17 protein-coding genes are annotated in these 20,770 nt (G+C 48.7%); 3 read left to right on the top strand and 14 right to left on the bottom strand.

Features of this window, described 5'->3' with window-relative positions:
* Window positions 1–140 precede the first annotated feature (140 nt).
* Window positions 141–1,442 (bottom strand): amidohydrolase family protein, encoded by a 1,302-nt coding sequence (locus ACJJI1_RS16310; protein ID WP_444957290.1) that lies wholly within the window; start codon window positions 1,440–1,442, stop codon window positions 141–143.
* Window positions 1,439–2,851: an amidohydrolase gene (locus ACJJI1_RS16305; RefSeq protein ID WP_444905736.1), complete on the bottom strand. Its 1,413-nt coding sequence runs from the start codon at window positions 2,849–2,851 to the stop codon at window positions 1,439–1,441. The genes ACJJI1_RS16310 and ACJJI1_RS16305 overlap by 4 nt, the downstream gene beginning before the upstream one ends.
* A gap of 312 nt (window positions 2,852–3,163) precedes the next feature.
* Between ACJJI1_RS16305 and ACJJI1_RS16300 the strand changes: the two genes are divergently transcribed.
* Window positions 3,164–4,795, top strand: coding sequence for a hybrid sensor histidine kinase/response regulator (locus ACJJI1_RS16300; protein ID WP_444957289.1), 1,632 nt, complete (start codon window positions 3,164–3,166; stop codon window positions 4,793–4,795).
* Window positions 4,796–5,080: 285 nt separating this feature from the next.
* On the opposite strand, the gene ACJJI1_RS16295 is transcribed toward ACJJI1_RS16300, so the two are convergent.
* The 3 genes from ACJJI1_RS16295 to ACJJI1_RS16285 form a co-directional block, all read right to left on the bottom strand.
* A complete protein-coding gene (locus ACJJI1_RS16295) occupies window positions 5,081–5,659 on the bottom strand; it encodes a hypothetical protein (protein WP_444957288.1) in 579 nt (192 codons plus the stop codon).
* Between the two features lie 85 nt (window positions 5,660–5,744).
* Window positions 5,745–7,367: a vanadium-dependent haloperoxidase gene (locus ACJJI1_RS16290; RefSeq protein WP_444957287.1), complete on the bottom strand. Its 1,623-nt coding sequence runs from the start codon at window positions 7,365–7,367 to the stop codon at window positions 5,745–5,747.
* Window positions 7,368–9,019: 1,652 nt separating this feature from the next.
* Entirely contained in the window at window positions 9,020–10,495 is a 1,476-nt protein-coding gene (locus ACJJI1_RS16285) for a lytic polysaccharide monooxygenase (RefSeq protein WP_444957286.1), read from the bottom strand.
* A 776-nt stretch (window positions 10,496–11,271) separates the two neighbouring features.
* Between ACJJI1_RS16285 and ACJJI1_RS16280 the strand changes: the two genes are divergently transcribed.
* Complete coding sequence (locus ACJJI1_RS16280; protein ID WP_413665200.1) at window positions 11,272–11,904, top strand: acyloxyacyl hydrolase; 633 nt, start codon at window positions 11,272–11,274, stop codon at window positions 11,902–11,904.
* A gap of 56 nt (window positions 11,905–11,960) precedes the next feature.
* Here ACJJI1_RS16280 and ACJJI1_RS16275 read toward each other — a convergent pair whose 3' ends face one another.
* Genes ACJJI1_RS16275 through ACJJI1_RS16245 form a run of 7 tightly spaced genes read right to left on the bottom strand, consistent with a single transcriptional unit; the run spans window position 11,961 to window position 16,998 of the window.
* On the bottom strand, window positions 11,961–13,127 hold the full coding sequence (locus ACJJI1_RS16275; protein ID WP_444932771.1) for a glutathionylspermidine synthase family protein: 1,167 nt from the start codon (window positions 13,125–13,127) through the stop codon (window positions 11,961–11,963).
* 3 nt (window positions 13,128–13,130) lie between these two features.
* A complete protein-coding gene (locus ACJJI1_RS16270) occupies window positions 13,131–13,745 on the bottom strand; it encodes a DUF1190 domain-containing protein (protein ID WP_282933397.1) in 615 nt (204 codons plus the stop codon).
* A 12-nt stretch (window positions 13,746–13,757) separates the two neighbouring features.
* The gene (locus ACJJI1_RS16265; RefSeq protein ID WP_282933398.1) at window positions 13,758–14,174 is read right to left on the bottom strand and encodes a DUF350 domain-containing protein; all 417 of its coding nucleotides are present in this window, start codon (window positions 14,172–14,174) and stop codon (window positions 13,758–13,760) included.
* 14 nt (window positions 14,175–14,188) lie between these two features.
* Complete coding sequence (locus tag ACJJI1_RS16260) at window positions 14,189–14,842, bottom strand: YjfK family protein (protein WP_413665198.1); 654 nt, start codon at window positions 14,840–14,842, stop codon at window positions 14,189–14,191.
* Window positions 14,827–15,897: a potassium channel family protein gene (locus tag ACJJI1_RS16255; protein WP_413665197.1), complete on the bottom strand. Its 1,071-nt coding sequence runs from the start codon at window positions 15,895–15,897 to the stop codon at window positions 14,827–14,829. The genes ACJJI1_RS16260 and ACJJI1_RS16255 overlap by 16 nt, the downstream gene beginning before the upstream one ends.
* A 4-nt stretch (window positions 15,898–15,901) precedes the next feature.
* Complete coding sequence (locus ACJJI1_RS16250) at window positions 15,902–16,597, bottom strand: PspA/IM30 family protein (RefSeq protein ID WP_282933401.1); 696 nt, start codon at window positions 16,595–16,597, stop codon at window positions 15,902–15,904.
* The gene (locus tag ACJJI1_RS16245) at window positions 16,594–16,998 is read right to left on the bottom strand and encodes a DUF2170 family protein (RefSeq protein WP_108732689.1); all 405 of its coding nucleotides are present in this window, start codon (window positions 16,996–16,998) and stop codon (window positions 16,594–16,596) included. Before ACJJI1_RS16245 ends, ACJJI1_RS16250 begins: the two co-directional genes overlap by 4 nt.
* A 148-nt stretch (window positions 16,999–17,146) precedes the next feature.
* On the opposite strand from ACJJI1_RS16245, the gene ACJJI1_RS16240 reads away from it, so the two are divergent.
* Window positions 17,147–17,461, top strand: a complete 315-nt coding sequence (locus ACJJI1_RS16240) for a DUF6471 domain-containing protein (RefSeq protein WP_108732688.1) — start codon at window positions 17,147–17,149, stop codon at window positions 17,459–17,461.
* Between the two features lie 123 nt (window positions 17,462–17,584).
* Here the strand turns inward: ACJJI1_RS16240 and ACJJI1_RS16235 are convergent, their stop codons facing one another.
* Window positions 17,585–17,887 (bottom strand): hypothetical protein, encoded by a 303-nt coding sequence (locus tag ACJJI1_RS16235; RefSeq protein ID WP_282933402.1) that lies wholly within the window; start codon window positions 17,885–17,887, stop codon window positions 17,585–17,587.
* Between the two features lie 85 nt (window positions 17,888–17,972).
* Window positions 17,973–20,699 (bottom strand): DEAD/DEAH box helicase, encoded by a 2,727-nt coding sequence (locus ACJJI1_RS16230; RefSeq protein WP_444957285.1) that lies wholly within the window; start codon window positions 20,697–20,699, stop codon window positions 17,973–17,975.
* Between the last annotated feature and the right edge of the window lie 71 nt (window positions 20,700–20,770).

The following is a 20,770-nucleotide window of genomic DNA, read 5'->3' as shown; positions in this document are numbered from 1 at the left end:
TTCCTTGTTCTTATCAATCTGGCCAGGGAATATATCCCCGAAAGCAAGTATTCCGCCACACAAATCCTGTACAAGCCAATGGACCTTTCAGATCAATAGGCGGAAAAAGAAAAGCGGGCTAGAAGCCCGCTCTTTGCATACTAGTGCTTGTAACCAAATTCATGGCCCTTTGCGGGCTTGAGGTGTCGATCTCTGAGGCGCGTTGAGCGATTCACCAGGGATTGATTCTCACCCTCAATCAGGATCTGCTCAGCGTAGCTGGTAACTTCCAGGGGATCACCGCTCCAGATCACAATATCCGCAACCGCGCCCTTCTCCAACGTACCGCCCTCAAGATTAAAAATCTCAGCAACATTGCTACTGATTGCCTTTAGCGCGTCCTCATAAGGCATACCATGGGCTACAGCGTTGCCCGCCGACTGGCGCGAGAGGTATACATTGTGGCTAGCCACCATATCTGGGCCACTGATAGCTACCGTCACCCCAGCCTTGGCCAGAAGTGCAGCATTATCCAGGCGTGCACCCAAACTTGAGAATGATGCTGGAACGTTGTTGATTGCATCGATCATTACAGGCACTTGTGCTTGCGCCAGTTTATCGGCAACCATCCAACCCTCAGCTGCGCCGATTATAATGAGCTTCACCTTAAAGGCTTCACCCAATTCTAATACTGCGAGGATATCACTGGCCCGGTTGGCAGTTACCATCAAAGGCTCCTTACCATCGATCACAGGCTGCAGAGCTTGCAGATCTGCCAGATCGTAATCCAGCTCTCGCCACTCTCCACGATGGATCGCTGTGCGATTATCACGATACTCCTGAGCTTCACGCAGAGCACTCTCCACCTTGGCATAAGCGTTGGCACGGCTGCCACCGGCCAGCTCGCCACCGGACTCTCCCAGGTAAGCTTTTTGCGCAACATTCTTTGCTTCGACGCTATCAAATTCACCATTCAACTTGATGGCAAAACTGCGCCCTGCAAATATCTGCTGAGCATCGATAGCACCGCTGTCCCAAGTGCTGATTCCCGGTGAAACAACGGCACTGGTGACTCCACCCGCCCGGTTGAATGGGATCAGGGTGGACTTAGGGTTGTAAGCAGGTACCGGATTGAAGGCACTACCAATACTGTCACCGGTCACCTGGTGATCATTGGTGGCGCTGGCCGCACTGATCTCGACCAACCCCAGTTCAGAAATGGGCGCTATCACACCGGGCGTCACCACCTTGTTGCGCGCATCAATTACCTGATCTGCAGTCACCTCCAGAGAGGGGGCCACCCGTTGGACCTTGCCATCCACAACCAGAATATCTGCGGACTCCAGGCTGCCCTGCCCCGCCAAGGTGTGTACCTTGCCACCCTTGATCAGGATGGTCTCTGCCTGGCCAGAGGCTGACATCAACCCCAGCGCCAGCGCACAATAAACAGCTACTTTTCTCACAGTCGCTCTCCCTCTGCATCGAGAATACCCAACTCGAAATCGGTGCGTGGCTGACGTTTCTTGTCCGCGCGATCGAACATCAATTCCCCATCGATGAAAACTTGATCTACATGGGTGTAAACACTGAAGGGGCTGCCGGACCAAACAACGATATCCGCCATCTTGCCGCTCTCAAGGCTGCCAGTTTGATCGGCAATACCCAGAGCCTTGGCGGGGTTCAAGGTCATCCAAACCACTGCATCCTTGGGCTGAATATCGAAGCCCGCACGCTGTCCTGCAGTCATTGCCTTCGCGGTCTCCTCGTGCAAATGCTGTACGCCAACACCGGAGTCCGAGTGAATCATTGCGCAGGCTTTGGCTTGATCCACAATGGCGATATTGGCCTCGGTCATATCGTAGGCCTCATGCTTAAAGCCCCACCAATCAGCCCACATTGCCGCACAAACATTGTTTTCAGCCAGCAGGTCAGCAACCTTGTAAGCTTCCACTGCGTGGTGGAAAGTGGAAATTTTGAAATCAAATTCCTTGGCAACGTCCATCATTACCGCCATTTCCTCACCGCGGTAGCAATGGTTGTGAACGAGAATATCTCCATTGAGTACGCCCGCCAGAGTTTCCATCTGCAGGTCGCGCTTGGGCTCATCCCCTCCGTTCTCAACGTAATCCTCCCACTCCTGCTTGTAGGCACTCGCCTTAATCCAAGCATCGCGATAACCGGCGACGTTACCCATTCGAGTTGAGGGAGAGCTACCTTTACCACCGTAAACCCGCTTGGGGTTTTCACCACAGGCCATTTTCAAGCCGTAGGGAGCACCGGGGAATTTCATATCCTGAACACTGCGGCCGGGTACATTTTTCAGGGTGACACTGCGGCCGCCAAACAAGTTGGCCGAACCCGGCAGGATTTGCAGGGTTGTTACACCTCCGGCAAGAGCTAAGGGAAACTGGGGGTCTTGGGTCCAGACAGAGTGCTCCGACCAAACCTGGGCAGTGTTTGGCGAGGTCATCTCATTGCCATCCTGGGCAGATTCAATCCCCGGAGCTGGATAATCACCCAGATGAGAATGCACATCGATAATGCCAGGAGTGACCCACTTACCTTTGCCATCGACAATCAAGGCACCTTCAGGGGCCAGTAACCCCTTACCGATCTCCTTGATCTTGCCATTTTCAAACAACAGGTCCGCATTTTCTTGCTGCTCCCCAGTACCGGTGAGCAGGGTAGCTCCCTGAATCAACACAGGGCGGGACTGGGTTACAGAATAAGTGGAAGGGAAGGCGTCCACACGAGCGAAGTCGAGAGATCTCGGCTCACTGTCAACACGCTTCTCACCGCATGCGGACAGCAGTAGCGAGGCACTTAACAGAGCCGCGATACTGCGCCCGAGAAATCGGGGTTGCAGCTGCATAGTCATTCATCCAATCGTTTTGAATATGGCGGTGAATGCTACCAGTTTGTGCTGACAGCGCCACTATCCAAATTGTCACAAACGACTGTTTAGAGATATGCATCTCCCAATCCAAGGGGCCATAACTGAGCCTGAGAGTTCCCCCAGTACCACCAAAGCACACTTGATAACAATACGAACTAAAAATAACAGCCAGTCAGCAAAGAATGTCTACACGGTCAAAATACGCCGCCCCAGCTATATACTTTTGTACGTCTTCATGGTGGAATTTCTGGCGGAAAAACAGGCAGCCGCACTCAGGAGGAGAAATAGGTGATCAAGGAAAGTAATATGCCCATTTTTCCCCTTTCACCATCTACAGCTACCACCTCGGATAGAGACTCAACCCAGGTCTATGAGGCCTTACGTAAAAGTGAGGAGCGCTACCGGGAGCTGGTGGAGCATGCAAACTCGATCATAATGCGATGCGATCAACACGGCCGTATCACATCCTTTAACGAGTACGCTCAACAATTATTTGGCTATACCGAAGCCGAGATTATTGGCAGGCACTTAATTGGCACGATTGTTCCCGCCAGCGAAACGAGCGGCCGTGACCTGCGGCAATTGATAGACCGTATTTGCCAGTTCCCAGAGGAACACCGTTACAATATTAATGAAAACATTACAAAGTGCGGGAAGCGAGTATGGATCGCCTGGACCAATAAAATTATCTCAGATGAGAAGGGAGATCCCGCGGGAATTCTCAGTATTGGTTCGGATATTACTAAGCAGCGGTTGCTGGAGGAAGAGCTTCGGCAAGCTCAAAAAATGCAAGCTATCGGTGAGCTTGCCGGCGGTATTGCCCACGACTTCAACAATATGATTCATGGGATCAATGGCTATGCTGAAGTTATTCGACAAATTTCCACCGATGCCAGAATCAACGAGTATACCAACCATATACTGACTACTGCCCGCCATGCCGCAGAGCTGACCAAGCAGCTACTCACTTTTGCCCGCAAGGGAAATTATCAACTTAAGAGCTGCAATACCCACGAAATCATTCGCGATGTTTGTGCGATGCTAACCCGCACTATTGATCGAAGAATCGAGATTGATCAGCAATTAGATGCAAATCGTCCACATATTGTGGGCGACCCTGCTCAACTTAAGAGCGCTTTGCTAAATATCGGAATCAATGCCAAGGATGCTATGCCCTCTGGTGGCTCCCTGAGCTTTGTCACAGCTAATATCAGCATAGAAAAATCGGCTTCTATCGCCGATTTTGAGATTCAGCCAGGCCAGTACCTTTTAGTAACGATTACCGATAATGGCACTGGCATGTCTGACGAAGTGCGACGCCGTATTTTTGAACCATTTTTCACTACCAAGGAAAGTGGACGTGGTGCTGGACTGGGCCTTGCCGCAGTGCACGGCACCATTCATTTACATAAGGGCGCTATACAGTGTCAGAGCCGTGAGGGAATTGGCAGCAGCTTTAAACTATACCTGCCAATTTCCAAGCCCCCAATCAAAAAGAGAACTTACCAGGCCAAGAAACTGGCTCGCGAGCGCAAATTGCGTATTATGGTTGTCGACGATGAGGCAATTGTCCGCACCTACTCCAAAGCCCTGTTCGAAATGAACGGCCATAGCGTCGTTACCTTTGCGACAGCAGAGCAGGCAATAACTTACTATCGAAAATATAGTGATGAAGTAGATTTGGTCCTGCTGGACATGATTATGCCCGGCATGGATGGGCAAGAATTGTTCGCTTTTCTAAAACGGATTAACCCCGAAGTGAAGGCTATTCTCTCCACCGGTTACAGCGTGGATAGTAAAGTTCAGGAAGTAATTTCTGACGGGGTACTGGATTGCATCCAGAAACCATTTACATTCGAGCATCTCAGTAAAAAGATTGAAGAGATGATTGCCAGCGGAAAAATAACTCTCCCCAGGTAACAAAAAAATTCTATCTAAATCGCCGCAACTAGCCTAGCTGACAGCTACGTCACAGAGTTCAGATACCAATTAGTTAGCTAATGGAATGACCCCTATGATAATCGGTTGTAAAAAAGTGAAGTGATAAAGTAATCAGGATAAGGCTACACAAAAGCAGCTCAAGTGGAATTTCCCATTATTTTACTGTTTGCAGACTCCCACAAACCAAAATCAATCGATATGTCATTACCTTCCTGCTCGGTGCAATCTCGATAGTTTTGAAGCCGATACTTTATTAGTGGTATGTCACAATTTTGCCGCTACGGTCCCCTTCCCCACCAATCTTGTCAGCTTGATGTGCTCGTCTCCTATTTCAGTGGACACAGTCTCCACGAAGCGTACCATGCCCGCTAAAATTGCTGCGTTATAGTGCTCTCCACTTGCCTCAAGCTCTTCAACAGCTGCGTTCATATCCTTGAGAGCCATGGATGCTTCCAGATCCCACTCCTGCAGCTTGGCGAGACTCGCCCTCGCAGATGCCACTTGCTGCTCATCCACCCCGTCTTGAGTCGCCGCAAGACTCTCTGCTCGAACGGCCTTTATCTCAGCATCGTACTTACGAATAGTAGCCAGGGAACGGCGAACAATACTGTTCAACTTGATAACTGTATCCCGCTCGAATGCAGCCTTAATGTCGTTGCTAGCCAGTGCCACTGAAGCGGGTGTTTTTGCAGGGTGGATAACGCTTTCAACATCCGGTACCGACTCCTGTTTACTTACCCAGACCTTCTCGTTTTCGACTGGCTCTTTGAGTGTGTGCGTAGCTATAAACCCAAAAGCGATTATTCCGAACACTGCCACTGCAATATATCGTTTGCTATTCATACGGTGAGTTACCTTTGGTGTGGCCGCCCCTTGCGGAGCGGCACCTGATAGAGAGCGAGAATTTAGCTCATAGCGTAAAAATAGTTTACCTGCGAGTCCTTGATCTACTAATCAGGCTAAATGCTTCGACGTTGTTCATTAAATTCTGCGCGATCTGCTCGCCCATGACTTGGCCTGCAATATTGTCAAAGTCCCAGTGCACTCCGTTATAAATGCGGCTGAGGCCATTTTCCTGTTGAGCGGCGGTATAGGATTCAAAACGGACAGGTACCAAAGGCCTCGGTGTATCCGGCGTGAAAGGGTCGAAGCCTTCCCCATTGTATTCTTCCGATACAAAAGTAAAGGGCTGGTCTCCAAACATACTGCGCATAATCTCGAAGGTGGAAGCACCGAAGGTAGCATGACCCGATGGGTAGGAGGGGAACGGCGGTGTTGGCCTAATCGCAATGGTGGTATTGATGACTGACACCCCTACCGGCAACCATTGCTCATCCTGCAAGGTCGATGGGTTGTCGTCATCGATGCGAATACCGGTAACCGGTCTCCAGTAATTGTAATAGTATTTACTGTCCCACGCAGCGATACCAGAATCCGCCAGCCCCACATTGATCAAAGCAAAATACCGGGCCAGATCCAGCTCATTCTCGACTTTGTTATCCAGTGCTGCCTGCAGGGCGATAAGGTTATATAGTCTCGGGGGAATGCCCAATAACGGTACACCGTCATATCCCCAGTAATTCCCGATAAATCGTGTCTCTGCTGTGGATGTCGATGGGGTAATAGTATTGGCTGGGGACCCGCCGAGGGCCGCCACTTCCTCATAGGCTTCGGCATATTCCTCAGACGTAATTGTAGGCGGAATCGGACTGCGGAATTGATCACCTGAACTTAGTGAAAAAGGTGTCACACTGCCCCAATAGGCTCCGAGAGCCACGGAATCGTGGCCAACTGGATCCACGGGATCAGGCTGCCATTCTCCCGGTACCGTAGCACCCGTGTTGACTGATGTAGAGTGATAGGTGTCATCCCCATCCGCGACAGCGCCGCCCTCACCATAAGCGGGCTCCAAGTGGTCGGCCTTATCGTTGCTTCGCACCGCGAGCATGGCCGCAGCGGCGGCTTCGCCGATCACTTGGCCCTTGGCAATTCTTTCGGCACTATCTCTTGACTGGTCGAGGTCGGATTGCAGTAGTTCCTGCAATCGCTCTGCCTGATCGGGGTAGAGTGCGCGCAAGGTTTCGTAAGCGGCGTAAGCGATAGCTGCATCTTTGGATGCATCTCTGGTGTCGAGCACACCGAGATCATTATAAGGTTGGTATTTACCGTCAAAGGCGTTCAGAGCGTCAAACACAGCAGTTTGTACGATGGCGAATGCGCGACTGGACCGGGTAGGCCCCCCCTGGTAGAAATCCACTTCACCGGTATCAGGGTCGGGAGTATGATCGATAGCCGATGAATCGAGCATCGTGTTAAACCAAAACACAACACGATCTCTAGGTCTATTAAGCTCACCAGACTTCCCCGATGTCCGCTCAAGCCGATCAAGTACACCTTTGGAAAGAGTTGATCGGCTGGTTTCTCCTAGATAAGCACTGGTTTGTCCCTTGGGCTGCTTACCCTTCGTCTTCTGAGCCTGTACAACATCCGTTGCCAGTAATAAGCCGGCTGCTAAAAAGCAGGCTGACGTTTTTAAAAAGATATGGTTCATTGTATTACGTCCTTAGATATTAAAGGGCGCGCTGAATCAGTACATCTATCAGTGGCCGTAAGTATGCTTTCGTAAATCGCATCAGGCTGTAGAAATCATGCCGAGTAATATTTCTCGCAAGTCTCTGCTTGCAAACTACAAACCTGCCCCCTATGTTGATCCCTACCACTTCACATCGATTAATTTCATACATCCCTATAGACATGGCGTCGATAATAAAGAGAAGGCCAAACATCAAAATGATTCTCTTATCAGGTAGTTATTTTTAGATGCTGAGCCAAGCTGAGCGCGGCTTGCCCTCCCATTTCCTGCTACTAAGGGAGACAAATCGCTCAACAAATTGCGGGCAATGGACCTGCATAAAAGTGATAGCTAAAGGTTTTTCAACCAGAGCGAATATAATTTTAAAATTAGCGATCAGATGCTGTTTCCCGCACCGATAATTTACCCATCGGCAGCCCCTTCATCACTACGACTAAAAGTCTTTGATCTAACCTCGAACAATACTCCAGCCTTAAGTAAGCACATAAAAACGGATTGATTGACTACCGATGCTAGTTTGGATTTTTGTAAATTCATCTCTTTACCTGCTATTCAACCTTGCCTAATTTCCCCATTTGAAACAGGTTCGTATTACCTGGCGAGGCAAACCTCGAATATAATAATTATTACAAATCTATAGACCACGGTTTATCAATACGGTTCCTGACAATTATTTTCATAAATTTACACACCCATCAAATTCAAACCAGTGGAATTTCCCATCACAAGAAAAGCTTAAACAACCAATTCCCAACCAAAAACCCAACACTAAAAAATATTAATAAATACGTAACTATAATTAACATCTAAACGCAAAAATCATAGTCAGCACAACAAAAATAAAGTCGTCATACATAAAGCCCTGAGCATTCAAAACAATTAAATTACCAATAGATGACAATTCGCAGGCAGTGCTATGAAAAATATACTCTTGAGATCACACACATGCAGAACCTATAGAAGCACCCTCCAGTCTCACGCTATTGAGGCAGTAATATAATAAAATACATTGCACATTCACTATGACCCAATGTAAACACCGCTTAAGGGATTAACAATTTTCTATGAAGACAGTTAGACTTTTAGATCAACACTTAGACTAGGCAAATAGTTTATTTTCCAGTTTCAGCAACTATTGCCCCTGAAATACTCTATCTACTCAACTAAATTTTACTTGGAATGACAGACGATATAACCCAGCATTTAAATAACCAAGCCTAAAAAAGCAATTGCTATTACTTATTTATAGCTCCATAGCTAGACGGTATTATTCGATCGCAAATACCGATATGGAGATAAAACATCAGGCGTGCAAGCTAACTGTTGAGCCATTTTTGACCCAATAAAGCGGACATAGTGCAGAAATGGAGATTGATTATTGTTCGTGGAGCCATCCACTAACAACGCTTGATTATCTCAACCCAGGAGCAGAGAGCTGATTAGGAGTGGAGAAATATGCCTGTTCATCTAACAGGAGAGAGCGAGATTGGTGTATCACAAGAAGTAATACACCAGATAGGTTAATAAATCTTTCCGACGTCAGAAAACCATGCTCTTAGATTTAACCCAGTTCAATCACCTACCGAAAGGTAGGTGATTGAATTTGCTAGTTACTGACAGGAGCTCTCTTCCCAAAACTGCGGAGCAGCAGATGGAGACCACCAATTTGGTCCATAGGTTGAGACATAAACTTGGCCGCCGAAGGTCACTCTATCTCCAACCTGGTAACCGTTATCACCCGCGTAAGGCTGCTGGAACTCAGGGCAGGAAACTGCAGAGCTATCGTCTCCACTATTGCTATCAGAGCTATCATCGGAACCGTTATCAGAGCTATCGTCTGAACCACTATCGGAGCCATCACAGGTAGTTTCATTCCAGAATTGCGGCGCGGCACTCGGCGACCACCAGTTTGGCTCATGTGTAGATTCATAAGCAACATTGTCATAGATAACTACGTCGCCAATCGAGTAACCTGGATCACCGCCATACTGCTGCACAAACGCTTCACAGCTGGAATTGCCGGAATTTCCAGAATCGCCATTGTCTCCACTATTATCCGAACTATCATCACCGGAATTATTGTCGTCATCGGTAGAGTCATCATCCTGGTCTTGAATAAGCTCATATCCAATTTCAACATTTTCTAAACTGCTACCTTCTAACAAGTAGATACTGTTGATGCCATATAGAGGCTCAAAGCTGCTGCTACCATCATAATCACCGGCGCGGATGCTGCTCTGTTCCTGGTTAATCAGCTCAGCCAGATCGTGAGACCAGTTTTCAGCGATACCCTGTTCATCTGAGGCAATTTCCAGAACAGTAGAGTATGAGGAGTTCTCACCGAAGCTATCAAATACACGAGTGTAAACTTTATCGCCCACATTCAGGTCTTGAGTTGGGTTAATAGTGCCTCCAACACTCCAGTCAGTATTGACAACATTATCACCATCAAACTCGACATCGATAACGTTATAGAAGGCATTAACCGTATCACCTACATCCCACACAGCAAGAATTACATGGTAGCCTTCACGCTCCGGCACCTGACACTCGTGTGTCGTATTTACCGCAGGCTGCTCATAGTTACCATCAACCTCACAGAATGGATCCAGATCAAATTGGTCGCGGGTCAAAACCGCATTTGGATTCCAACCTTCTTTGGTAATGTAATATTTCCAGTCCCGGGTTACATGATTGGCCGTAAAGCGCCATTTAAAAGTTTGCCAACCGGAGCTAATATAATTCTTAACCCAGCGATCTGAGGATTGCTCATTTAATTCTGACCAAGAGCTATCTCCTGCACTGGCTATCTGCCCATCAGCAGGACCACTTTCAGGAAAACCTTCATTCCCTTCAATACTTTGCGGTTCCCATTGAACAGCACCGCAGTTAACATTCATCTCTCCTGTATCGAGAGCATATTTACACAAGGTTCCACGAGCGGATGCAACACCACCATCAGCGGCCTCTACATAGCCGTGGCTAAGTGCATTTGAACTCATACCGGCCAGTGCTATTGCCATCAGGGCGCTATTTAATACTGGTAGTTTAATTGCAGATGCTAGTTTGGTTTTTCGTAAAATCATATCTATGCCTGTTATTCAATTTCGTCCAACCTCCTTCCCCAGCTGAACCAGGTCCTTATCCTGATCACACATATTCGATGTGTAATGTTGGCGACAGAATTATGGACCGCTACTTAACAGCACGGTTCCTGACAATTATTGATATAAATTTACAAACTTCAGAAGATCACCAGTGCACCATTTTCCCTTGAAAATAATATTAAGGGGTATTTTTTTTCAAGAAAAAATAATCGATTAAAAAATAGGACGAAAAAACTACAGCGACTCCTAAAATAGAGAACAGGCAAACCTTTAACAGGATGAGAAATTTCACAGACGATTTTTAACTTAATTCAAGTCCCCACACTCATTAATTATCAATAGATGACACCCCTCTCTCATGAGCAACCCCCTATTACAATTCAAAATAGATAAGCCTGACTGCCTTAAAACCATAAACCTCTCGAGATTACCTACCCTCAAAAGTTGCCAGTAGGGCGGGAATTGGCAGCTACCCCAACCTGCGAACACGTATTTCATCCTGAGAAAAACCTCTTTTCATATCGGAGGACTATCGCTGTCACCGCTTTTTTTAAACTGTCACTGCAAGTGTTTTCCTGGCAACAAATACAACTGCAGACCAGTAAATTATTCCCATGAGTAAATTACCACTGGGATAAAAGACCTATATTCGCTCACCTCTGTCTACACTGGAAAAGAACCCGGATGATTTTGAGTTTCCCTAACCAATCATTTTCTTGTAGTCACCATTCGTAGTAGGAAAGGTAGGATCAGGGATGATGTTGTACTTGATTATCCGCAGGCTCGGCCTGTGTCTGTTATTTTCTTCTCTTTTGCTTCCAGCCTGGTCTTTGGCTGAAACGGCAACAAACCCGGATAAACGGTGGGCTGCAATTGTTGGAGCCGGCCCGGGATTTTCCAATCGCCGCAATGAACTCACCCAATATCGCCTTGCCATATCCAAGGACCTGCCCTGGCAGTGGTCCCTTGCTGAGAAATGGACGCTCAAGACACGACTGGAGACCAGTTACTTTGAATGGCGATCCAGCCTGGACGATGGCGATCCAGACGTCTCCAAACGGGGAGAGGATTTAGTTCACGGTATGTCAGTGAGCCCGGTATGGAGGCTTGAGTACCTGCCCCAGTGGGACAAGCCTATCTTTCCCTACTTCGAGTTTTCCGTGGGGGCCAGTTACATTACTGAGTCCAATATTGTGAGTAAAAACACAAATCACACAACTCTGGGATGTCATTTCCAGTTTGAGGATCGAATTGGATTGGGCTCTGACTTTGGGAGTGAGCGCCGCTGGGGAGTCACAACTTACGCACTGCACTACTCAAATGCAGGAACCTGTTCTGAAAATTCCGGAGTGAATTTTTTTGAGCTGCGGCTGCACTATAACTTTTAAACAAGAGGATTGAGCAGGCGCCAGCTTGATGTCAGCGCCTGCAGTCATTGCGGGCCCTAGAGGATGATATGTGGCAGATAACGGCTCATATCCTGGGTAATCAGGTTTGAATCTTCCCGGATGGACATCCCCGCTGCCAGGTCATCAACGAGCCAGCTTCCCACCAGAGTATGGTTCTTTCCAAACTTGGGGAGAGGATGCAGAGCCTGATAGATAAATCCTTCTTGCCCATAGGGGCCATCGGACAGCAAAGTGGTATCCGCCCCTTTTACTACCGAAATATTCGCCCCTTCTCGTGAAAAGATTGGCTTCTTAACTAATTCCGGGAAATCCGCAGCCTTGTCCAGCTCATCCTCAAAAAAAGAGGGAAGCAGATTCGGGTGCTCTGGAAAAAGCTTCCACAACATTGGCAGAAGCGCCTTATTGGAAATAATCGCCTTCCAGGGCGGTTCCAACCAACGGACATTGCTTCCTGCCAACAGGGTCCCGAACTCCTCTCGGAGCATAAATTCCCACGGGTACAGCTTAAACATCCAGGTAATTACCTGATCATTCAAATCGGTAAACTGACCCGCTTCATCCCGGCCAATATCTTCGATAAAGACAAAATGATTATTGATCCCCGCTTCGGAGGCACAATCCTGTAAATATTGAACCGTGCCCCGGTCCTCTTCCGTATCTTTACAGCAGGCGAAATGCAACTCCCGCCCCGGGGTCAGGAATTGTAAATCATGGAAGCGGTTAACCAGTTTTTCCTGCAGACTATTGAACTGATCAGACTGCAGCGGCAGAGACCTGCGATCGACATTGTCCTGCAGCCACAACCACTGCCAGAAGCCGGTTTCATACAGAGAAGTGGGAGTATCAGCATTGTTCTCATAGAGCTTTGCCGGCCCCTGTCCGGAATAGGCAAAGTCCAGGCGAGAATAGAGACTGGGGTCGCCATTACGCCAGGATGTTCGCACAAAGTCCCAGTGCTGCTCGGGTATACAGAACCGCCTCAGCAACTCCTCATCCTCAAGCACACGGGCAACGACATCCAGGCACATCTGGTGAATTTCTTCAGTGGGATCTTCAATGTGCTTTTCTATCTGCTCCAAAGAGAATTGATAGTAGGCACTTTCATCCCAGTAGGGTTCGCCATACATGGTATGGAAGTGAAATCCAAACTCCTGCGCTCGCTCTTGCCAACGCGGGCGCTCACCAATCGGCAACCTCAGCACAAATCAACCTCCCCAGCCGCGCGAACCACCACTGCTGGAGCGACCCCCTCCCCAGTTGGATTTGGCCGATGCCACTGCACCAAAGCCTCCACGGGAAACAGTTTTGGTAACTTTAGGCTTAGGCGCCGTAGCGCTTTTATCCACCTTATAAGATGAACGGCCATAGTCGCCAATAATGCCGCCGTCAGCTGTCATCAGCTTGTCGCGGTAACGGGAGCCTGAATAGCGGTAGACCGGGTTGTAGTAGCCATAGTTGTAGTGGCGATCCCTGTCATTGAGCATGGAGCCAACCATAAAGCCCGCCATCAGAGGCATCCAGACGCCGCTACTGGTCTCTTGGCAGCTACCGAACTCAGCCTCACACTGAGAGAGACGGGAATACTTGGGCCCGGTGCGCTCCGCTTCCTCAACCGCGCGCTGATAAGCTGCTTCACATTGAGCTTCGTCCAGCTGGGTATTGGCCACACAGTCATCTACTGAAGAGACAACTTTAACTTCCTCATCTGAGGAGCAACCGACCAGGGCAGCCGCTACACCTAAGGCAAGTGGGCGCAGTAAAAAATTGGAGCCACCGCCCTTTCGCATCCTTGCCAGGTTAATATTCTTGGTACGCTTCATTACCACCCCCAATTAGTAGCTCATGCAAGCCGCATTCAATACGCCAACAGCGATTGTAGTTGCAGCCAACATAACACCGGCACTCACCTCTCCATCTTCGATGCGCTCAACAATACGCGGCATAAACCCGAAGCGGATAATGGCAAAAGCAATTAACTGGGCGATCAATGCAACCAGGGCCCAGATGGCGAAATCGACAATAGAAATAGAGTTACTTGCAGCACCACCAACGGCAATTGCAAAACCCAAAACAGCACCACCAAAACCAATAGCGGCAGCCGTATTCTTATCTTCGCGGATCAACTTCCACTCATCGTGAGGGGTCACCAGTGCGTATAAAAATTTAAATGCGATCAAAAGTACCAGCGACAGGCCAAAGTAGGCCGCAAAATGCAAGATACCAGTCAGTAAATCATAAGGCTGGTCCATTAAATATCTCCTTATTATCCGTGTATTGTTATTTGTGAGGGGGTCAGAGTAATACCGGTGCTAATCACCAGGCTGCGGCTTAGGTAGCCTGCATCCTCTTCTTTCTCTTCAGCTGAGAGAAAAAGGGATTCGGTTTGCTGATCAGACAATTCGCGTTCGAAAAGCATGGTGAATTGATCCGTTACTGAATAATCACCATCTTCATCGTAAGTCTTCTCGGCCATATGCACAGGGTTGTGGTAGTCCCCTGCAGCGGTCCATACACGGCTATAAGAGCGATCTTGAAGGTGATAACTGGGTGCGCCAATATCACTCTTTAACAATTTATTCCAAGCCTGCTCCGAACCGACATCCAGAGTGTCATAAAAATGGAACAGCTTTACATCGACAACATGCTCATCCCGCTGACCGCCCTCAGCAATCACTTGCAGCCAGGCATCATCATCAGTGTAAAAGCGATAAATCCAGGTACCATCTAGTTCGACAACACCGGCCGCTTTAATGATCTGGGTCGGTGAACAGGATTCAATGGTCAGTTCATCGAGTATCAGGCGAATAGCCAAAGGGTCCAGCTCAAAACTCGCCCCCATTCGCAAGCCCATAATTTCTGGAGTCTTGACCTTTGGAGCGTCCTTTCCCTTTATTTTATTTATCAGTTTGGTAAACATGTACCAACACCTTCTTCATTACTTTTTATATCGAAACAGCTTTTTTCATCGAGCCGCTTTGCAGAGATATAATACAGCATGTCGCCCTCGGTGACCTGATCGGTAAGCCCCGGGTTCACATCAATTTTAACCACGCCCTTTCTACGTACCGCAATTAAGGTCGCGGAGAGATCCCGCTTAAAATGGTCAAATAATTCACCGACAGGAAGAGGCTTCTCACCCCGATATTCAACGCTGTATTGGGTCATGCCGTATGTGCTATCGAGTAACTGTCGGTGCAACCTTGCGGAACCGGGGTCAAGCGAGGATTTTGCCAACATCTCTACAGCGACAGAGGGAATACATTCAATATTGGGACAGTGGGCACGGAGCAATTCACCCACATTTTCATCTTGGAAATAAGCCGTTTTATGGCTGTTCGGGCTGAGCTTGTCGCAGAATAAGGCGGTTGTAAGGGTTACATCATCCAGAGGGTTGTCGATAATAATTCGAGCGGCATCAGCCAACCCTGCCCTCTGCATACCTTCCCCGTGGGAAAACGATTCCACCCGGACAAAATCAATCTTACCCGGCATCGGATTTTCGATATCGGCTTCAACACAGAGGACAATCTCTGCTGCGCTACCGTTTGTTTTGGAGAGTAGCAACTCAATCAAGCGGAGCGTTCTGGTACCGTTCCAGCCGATAATTACTGTGTGATCAATATGGTTTGTCATACGCAAGCCCTTCTTGCCGCGATGCACAAATTCTGAAACCGCAAAGCCAATTCTTGTGACCACCATGGCAAACAGGCTGAGGCCCACTGGGATCACCCAAGCGGCAACTACGACTTTACCCTCAGGGGTTACCGGGGAGAAATCGCCGTAACCTACTGTCGATGCGGTAACGACCAACCAGTAAAAGAAATTCTCGCCCGCGACAATATCAGCTTCACCGGCAATTTTGAGCAGCCAATAGGAGATGAAAACATAGCTGCCTACAGCTATGAGAATGGTGGTTACATTGGCCCGAATGAAAAGCGACGCCAGAAGGCGTCGCACTCGATAAAGCAGCACTGTGTTAAGCCTTTTCGCGGCCCGCTAACAGTTGAGCCAACTTATCGCTGCCACTTTTCTGGCCGCCGGGCTTGATGCCCGCCGCTTTCAGCTTGGCATCCAGGCTGGAGCCGGTTTCCTCTGAAGCCAGCTCTTCCGCAGCTTCAAGCTCAGCAGCACGCTGCTCCTGCTTGTTTTTGATGCGATCCAGGCTGTCCAGCGCTGTTTTGATCTTGCTGTTCGCACCCATGTGGCGGGAAGAAACCGCTACCTGTGCTTTTTGAACAGACTCAGTCGCTTTGATCTGGTCAATCTGCTGCTCCATACGGCGCACATTGGTTTTTGCCTGGGTAATATTACCTTTCAGGGTGCTCTCTGAACTCAGGAATCCATCCAGGATGCTGCGCTCAGTTTCCAGCTGGCTTTCCAGCTCGGTAACACGCTCTGCACACTCAAGAGCGAGTTCGTTATCGCCCTTTTCACTCGCGTTGATTGCGTGAGTGCTATAGGTTTCAACGTCGGCTTGCAGCGCTTGGACCTTACTCTCAGTAAGTTTGCGCTTCGCCATGATTTTGGTCAGGTTTTCATCGCAAGCTTTCAATTCTTCCTTCGCCTCGCGTAATTCTTGGTCAAGAATACGAATCGATTGGCTATCCGCTACTGCTTCTGTTCCTTCGTTAACTGCGCCTTTCAAAGCAGTCCAAATTCTCTTAAGGCTCATGCTACACCCTCCGTTTCAAAATGATCGGCAAATAAATCCAGGAAGTCACCCACATTGGAAAACAGGGTCTCAACCTCCTCGATAACAACTTCGTCCTTGCTGGACACCGACAGAGCACCGAAAGCGACGTAGTAGTTCTCACCACCAATATTCTTGATCGCAATGGCTGTCAGGGGCACCAGCTGATGTGTTTGCAGAACCATTTCATTGAGCGCTGCCACATCATCTACCTGGCTCACGGGAAACAGAATGCTCTCTACAACTATCTGCTTCTCGCCAACATAGACAAACGCATCGACGCCTTCATCGTTGGAAATACTGAGGCAATCCCCCTCAGATTCGACCACCCATCCGGAGTGGTTTTCCGCCAATTGGCGCAGGTTCTCATTGTTCCAGGTCATCTCAACTCCCTCGCTGTGGAATATTGGTCACAAATATAGCACCAAAAAATCTGCGGTCAATAACTTATTACAAACTAATGTTGCAAATAATACACACAAAGATAATATTTACCACATTGGTGATAGTGAATAGGACGGAGTAGAGCCCATGGACCACAAGCAAAGCCTGAGCAACCAGCAAGCACTGACCCCTTACAAGCAGGCAATTGCTCGCTATGTGCGCGCATCAATGGCACTAAAGGGCATGCGTTACGGGGATCTCGCCCAAGCACTGGCCGAGAGAGGAATTTCAATGACACCGGAAAACCTGCGCAGCAAAGTCAGCAAGTGCATGTTTTCAGCAGATCTGCTGGCAGCCATCATCGATGCCATGTCGGTAGAGGACAGCGCCATGCTTGAAATCCTCAAACAGGCCCGTGAGCTGCAAGATCGAGGACTCTATGCCGAGCAGGAGAAAAGCTAACACGCCACCTCCTTGGACACCAGTACACGCGATCACACTTTGACTCCGTCGTCAGTAATCAAGCTTACCCGCTGAAGAACCGGGGTATCCACGACTCACCTGCACAGCTCCTTTACAGGTGAGTTAGTAGTGATGCAATTTGACGACTGGCTCACCATTACCACACTTTCCGACAACCTCAGGCTCTGAAAGCTTGGCCCCTGCAGGAATAATCTTATTCGTTGGCCACCAAACAAAGCAGGCATACCTGAAATTGACTGCCCAGTTACAGTAGAGGCGTCCGTCCTCTTCCTCATAGAACCGCGCCTGGCAGAAACTTAAAGTGGGACTTCGCACCCCTTGAACCTGCTGGGGATCAGCCAAAGAAACTTGCACTCCGGCAATTGCAACCACAGAGAGGGAGAGAATCAGCAACCAGGATTTCATAGATCTACTCTGGAATTTTGCTCAAACCTCCTTGAAGACTAGCAGCTGCGGCGTAACTTTCATCTCTGAGCCCTAAGCAGCGGCACTAACCGTCAGGAATAGCGGCTTCAGATACAATCACTTTTTCCTGCTGAAGGATCGCCAATAACTGCTCGATGCAGCCCTGCCGGTCTTTTCGCCAGTTAATATACGGCAGGGGAAAGACCGGAATGCCCGCCCGATACAATGCCTTGTAGACCTTTACACTAAAGTAAGACTCGTAGTCGCCGGGATACCCAATCAGGTCAATACCGATAAAACGCCCGCTCACAGCACAAACCACATCTACAATCTGCCCAGCCACAGGAAAGCCTACCCAATGGGGAATTTCGTGCTGGGTTAATAAATGGCTAACTTCACTCGCAAAACGACATACGATTTCATCACCCTGCAAATGACTGCCAACGGAGTGTGGAAACTCAACATATTGACGCAAGAGATGATCCGTAGGGAGAGCTTGGGGCTCAATCGACAACGCAACCAACTGCTTTTCTTTTGCCCTGGTAATTGTGACATTAAACACATCCGCCCGGTTTAAGTAGCTGGCTGCCCGCAACGAATGACTATCAATAGCCATGGAGATAAGCATTAAATCTCGCTCCTCTCCTTGAAAACCATAGGGCGTGGCAACGCGCACAGAAAAACTCTGTAACTTCTGAGAGGAGAAGACCTTAATCAACTCCCCTTCCAAATAATCGGCCTGATCCCGATAGGGAGACAAAACACCGACCGACGGCCGAATTGCAGCATCGGCATAGCGCTCGAAATGCGCTTTCAATTGTGCAATAACCCAGTCGCGCTCTACGGTGTTTCTCCCATTTTTCCTCCGGCGCCCTGGCAGTTGATAAAATTCTAACGCCGAGTCCAGTAATGGTTTGGGCCTGGCCCGCATAACTTTCAAGCGGCCGGAGTAAAAAGCATGGTTACTGAATGCGATCAGCTCTGGATGGCTGCGAAAGTGCTCATCCAGCATCACAACAGCTTGTTGAGTGGGAATCACGTCTGAAGCCAAATCCAAAAGTGATTGATCCCTATAGCTCAGTTTTGGCGGCACCCCGGCATCTTTTACCACTCCCTGCCAGATACTTTGCTGCCGGTTGCGGGAAAGAAATGAAACATGCCGCAGTTGTTTACTGTCACCGACAATCACTGCCCGCTCAGCTCGAAACAGAGCCGGCAGTGAACTCGCAATATCACACTGGGTTGCCTCATCAAAGACTACCAAATCGAACATGGCGGGCGATAACGGCAGCACTTCATTGAGTTCATCTGCCTCCACCAGCCATATGGGGAACGCCTGCATTACCACCCGCATATCAGTTTGGGCAAAGCGCTCCGCCTGTACTTTTGAAGTTCGAGATCGCAAGGCTTGATTGAATTGGCTCAGGGTACCTCGATTCTTTTCCAGCAGTCTGTGCAATGTATCGCGGCGATAAGTATTCAAATACTGACTTGCCAGGCTTTCAAAGTTGCGCCGACAATCATCAATCGCACCTTGTGATTGCCACAGACTTTTAACACTCAATCGATTTGCAAAGAAGCTCCAGGCATGTCGTGCTACCCACTGAGCAAACCGACCTACACTAACAGCGCGCGCCAATCCCAGCTCTTTGGAGAAGCGCTTCTCCAAGCCCCTCAAGGCTCGATAAGCCCTCTTCAGTTCCCTCTTCACCTGGGCAGGCTTTCTCTCTGGAAGTTCCACCCCCTCTTTCAGCAGCCTATCCAGATGAGCTTTCAAGCTGGGGATAAAACCCCGCTCCTCTCGATGTACATACCCCTGAGTCAGCCCGTACTCATCTCGCAACTTATCCCGCACCACATCCAGTGCTTGCTGGTTTTTCGATACCACCAAAACACTTTCACCATGCAGCACTCGATCAAGAAGCATAGCGGCGATCGTAAAACTCTTTCCCGTACCGGGCGGACCTGAAACAAGGCTAAGAGGAAAGCGAGCCGCATTTTCCAGTGCCCTCTCCTGAGCCCCACTCAACAGACCCGGCAGCATATCCGGCTCACACGCTTTCTGTGCAGTTTCCCAGTGGCACTCTCCCAGTAATGCCTGTAACGGAGGAGATAATTTTTTTTCCCTGCCTAAAAGTTGTAATTCGTGCAGTACTCCACGAGAGCCCCTCGATCTATCCGCAAGAATTACCGCACCCGCCGAGACCAAGGACAACTGAGCACCCTTCGGTGCACTTTCAATAGCTGCCTTACCACTCAAGTTAGGCCAGCGCCCCAATTCCTCTACATTTTCCAAAATAGTGTAATGGGTTAGCCAGCGACCGACGTCAGCCAGCTGTGTCGAAGAAAGCGGCGAAGCAAGCACTGGGAAACTATCTGTTATTGAGGAATCAACATCAGGTTTAAGCAGTTGACGCAAAACAGGGAGATTAACGTGAATGTTTGCAGAGTTGATCTCTACAAAACAATCCTCATCAAAATGTAGCTTGGCGGGAAAATAAAGTAGTGGTGCACAGAACTTGCGTTTTGCACTTAGTCCAGATTGGAGAGCGTAGTTACCACAAATAAACAGGCAACCATAAATCAGCCGCCGCTCCTTTCGGTAAGCATCCACTTGTTCCAGCAGTTTTGCTCCCGCAGTAGTGGAGATAGGAACACGTGGTAACTCATCAGCCCCCAAGTAGTCCCGCTCATCCAAGAACAGACGACGATTCGATTTGAGATTTAGAATATTGTTGAGGGAGAGGTCGTAACTGTCAGCTTGATAGCAGCGCCGAAAGTATTCGATTAACTTCTTGGGGGGATGCTGCATTTCAAATAACTCCTGGGGGACAACAAAATTCTAACGGATGCCGGAATCTTGTTATACCCCCCAGAGATTAC

It is taken from the genome of Microbulbifer maximicatervae (SeqCode) (genome assembly GCF_052467065.1).
This window is presented reverse-complemented; position numbering and strand designations above follow the sequence as displayed.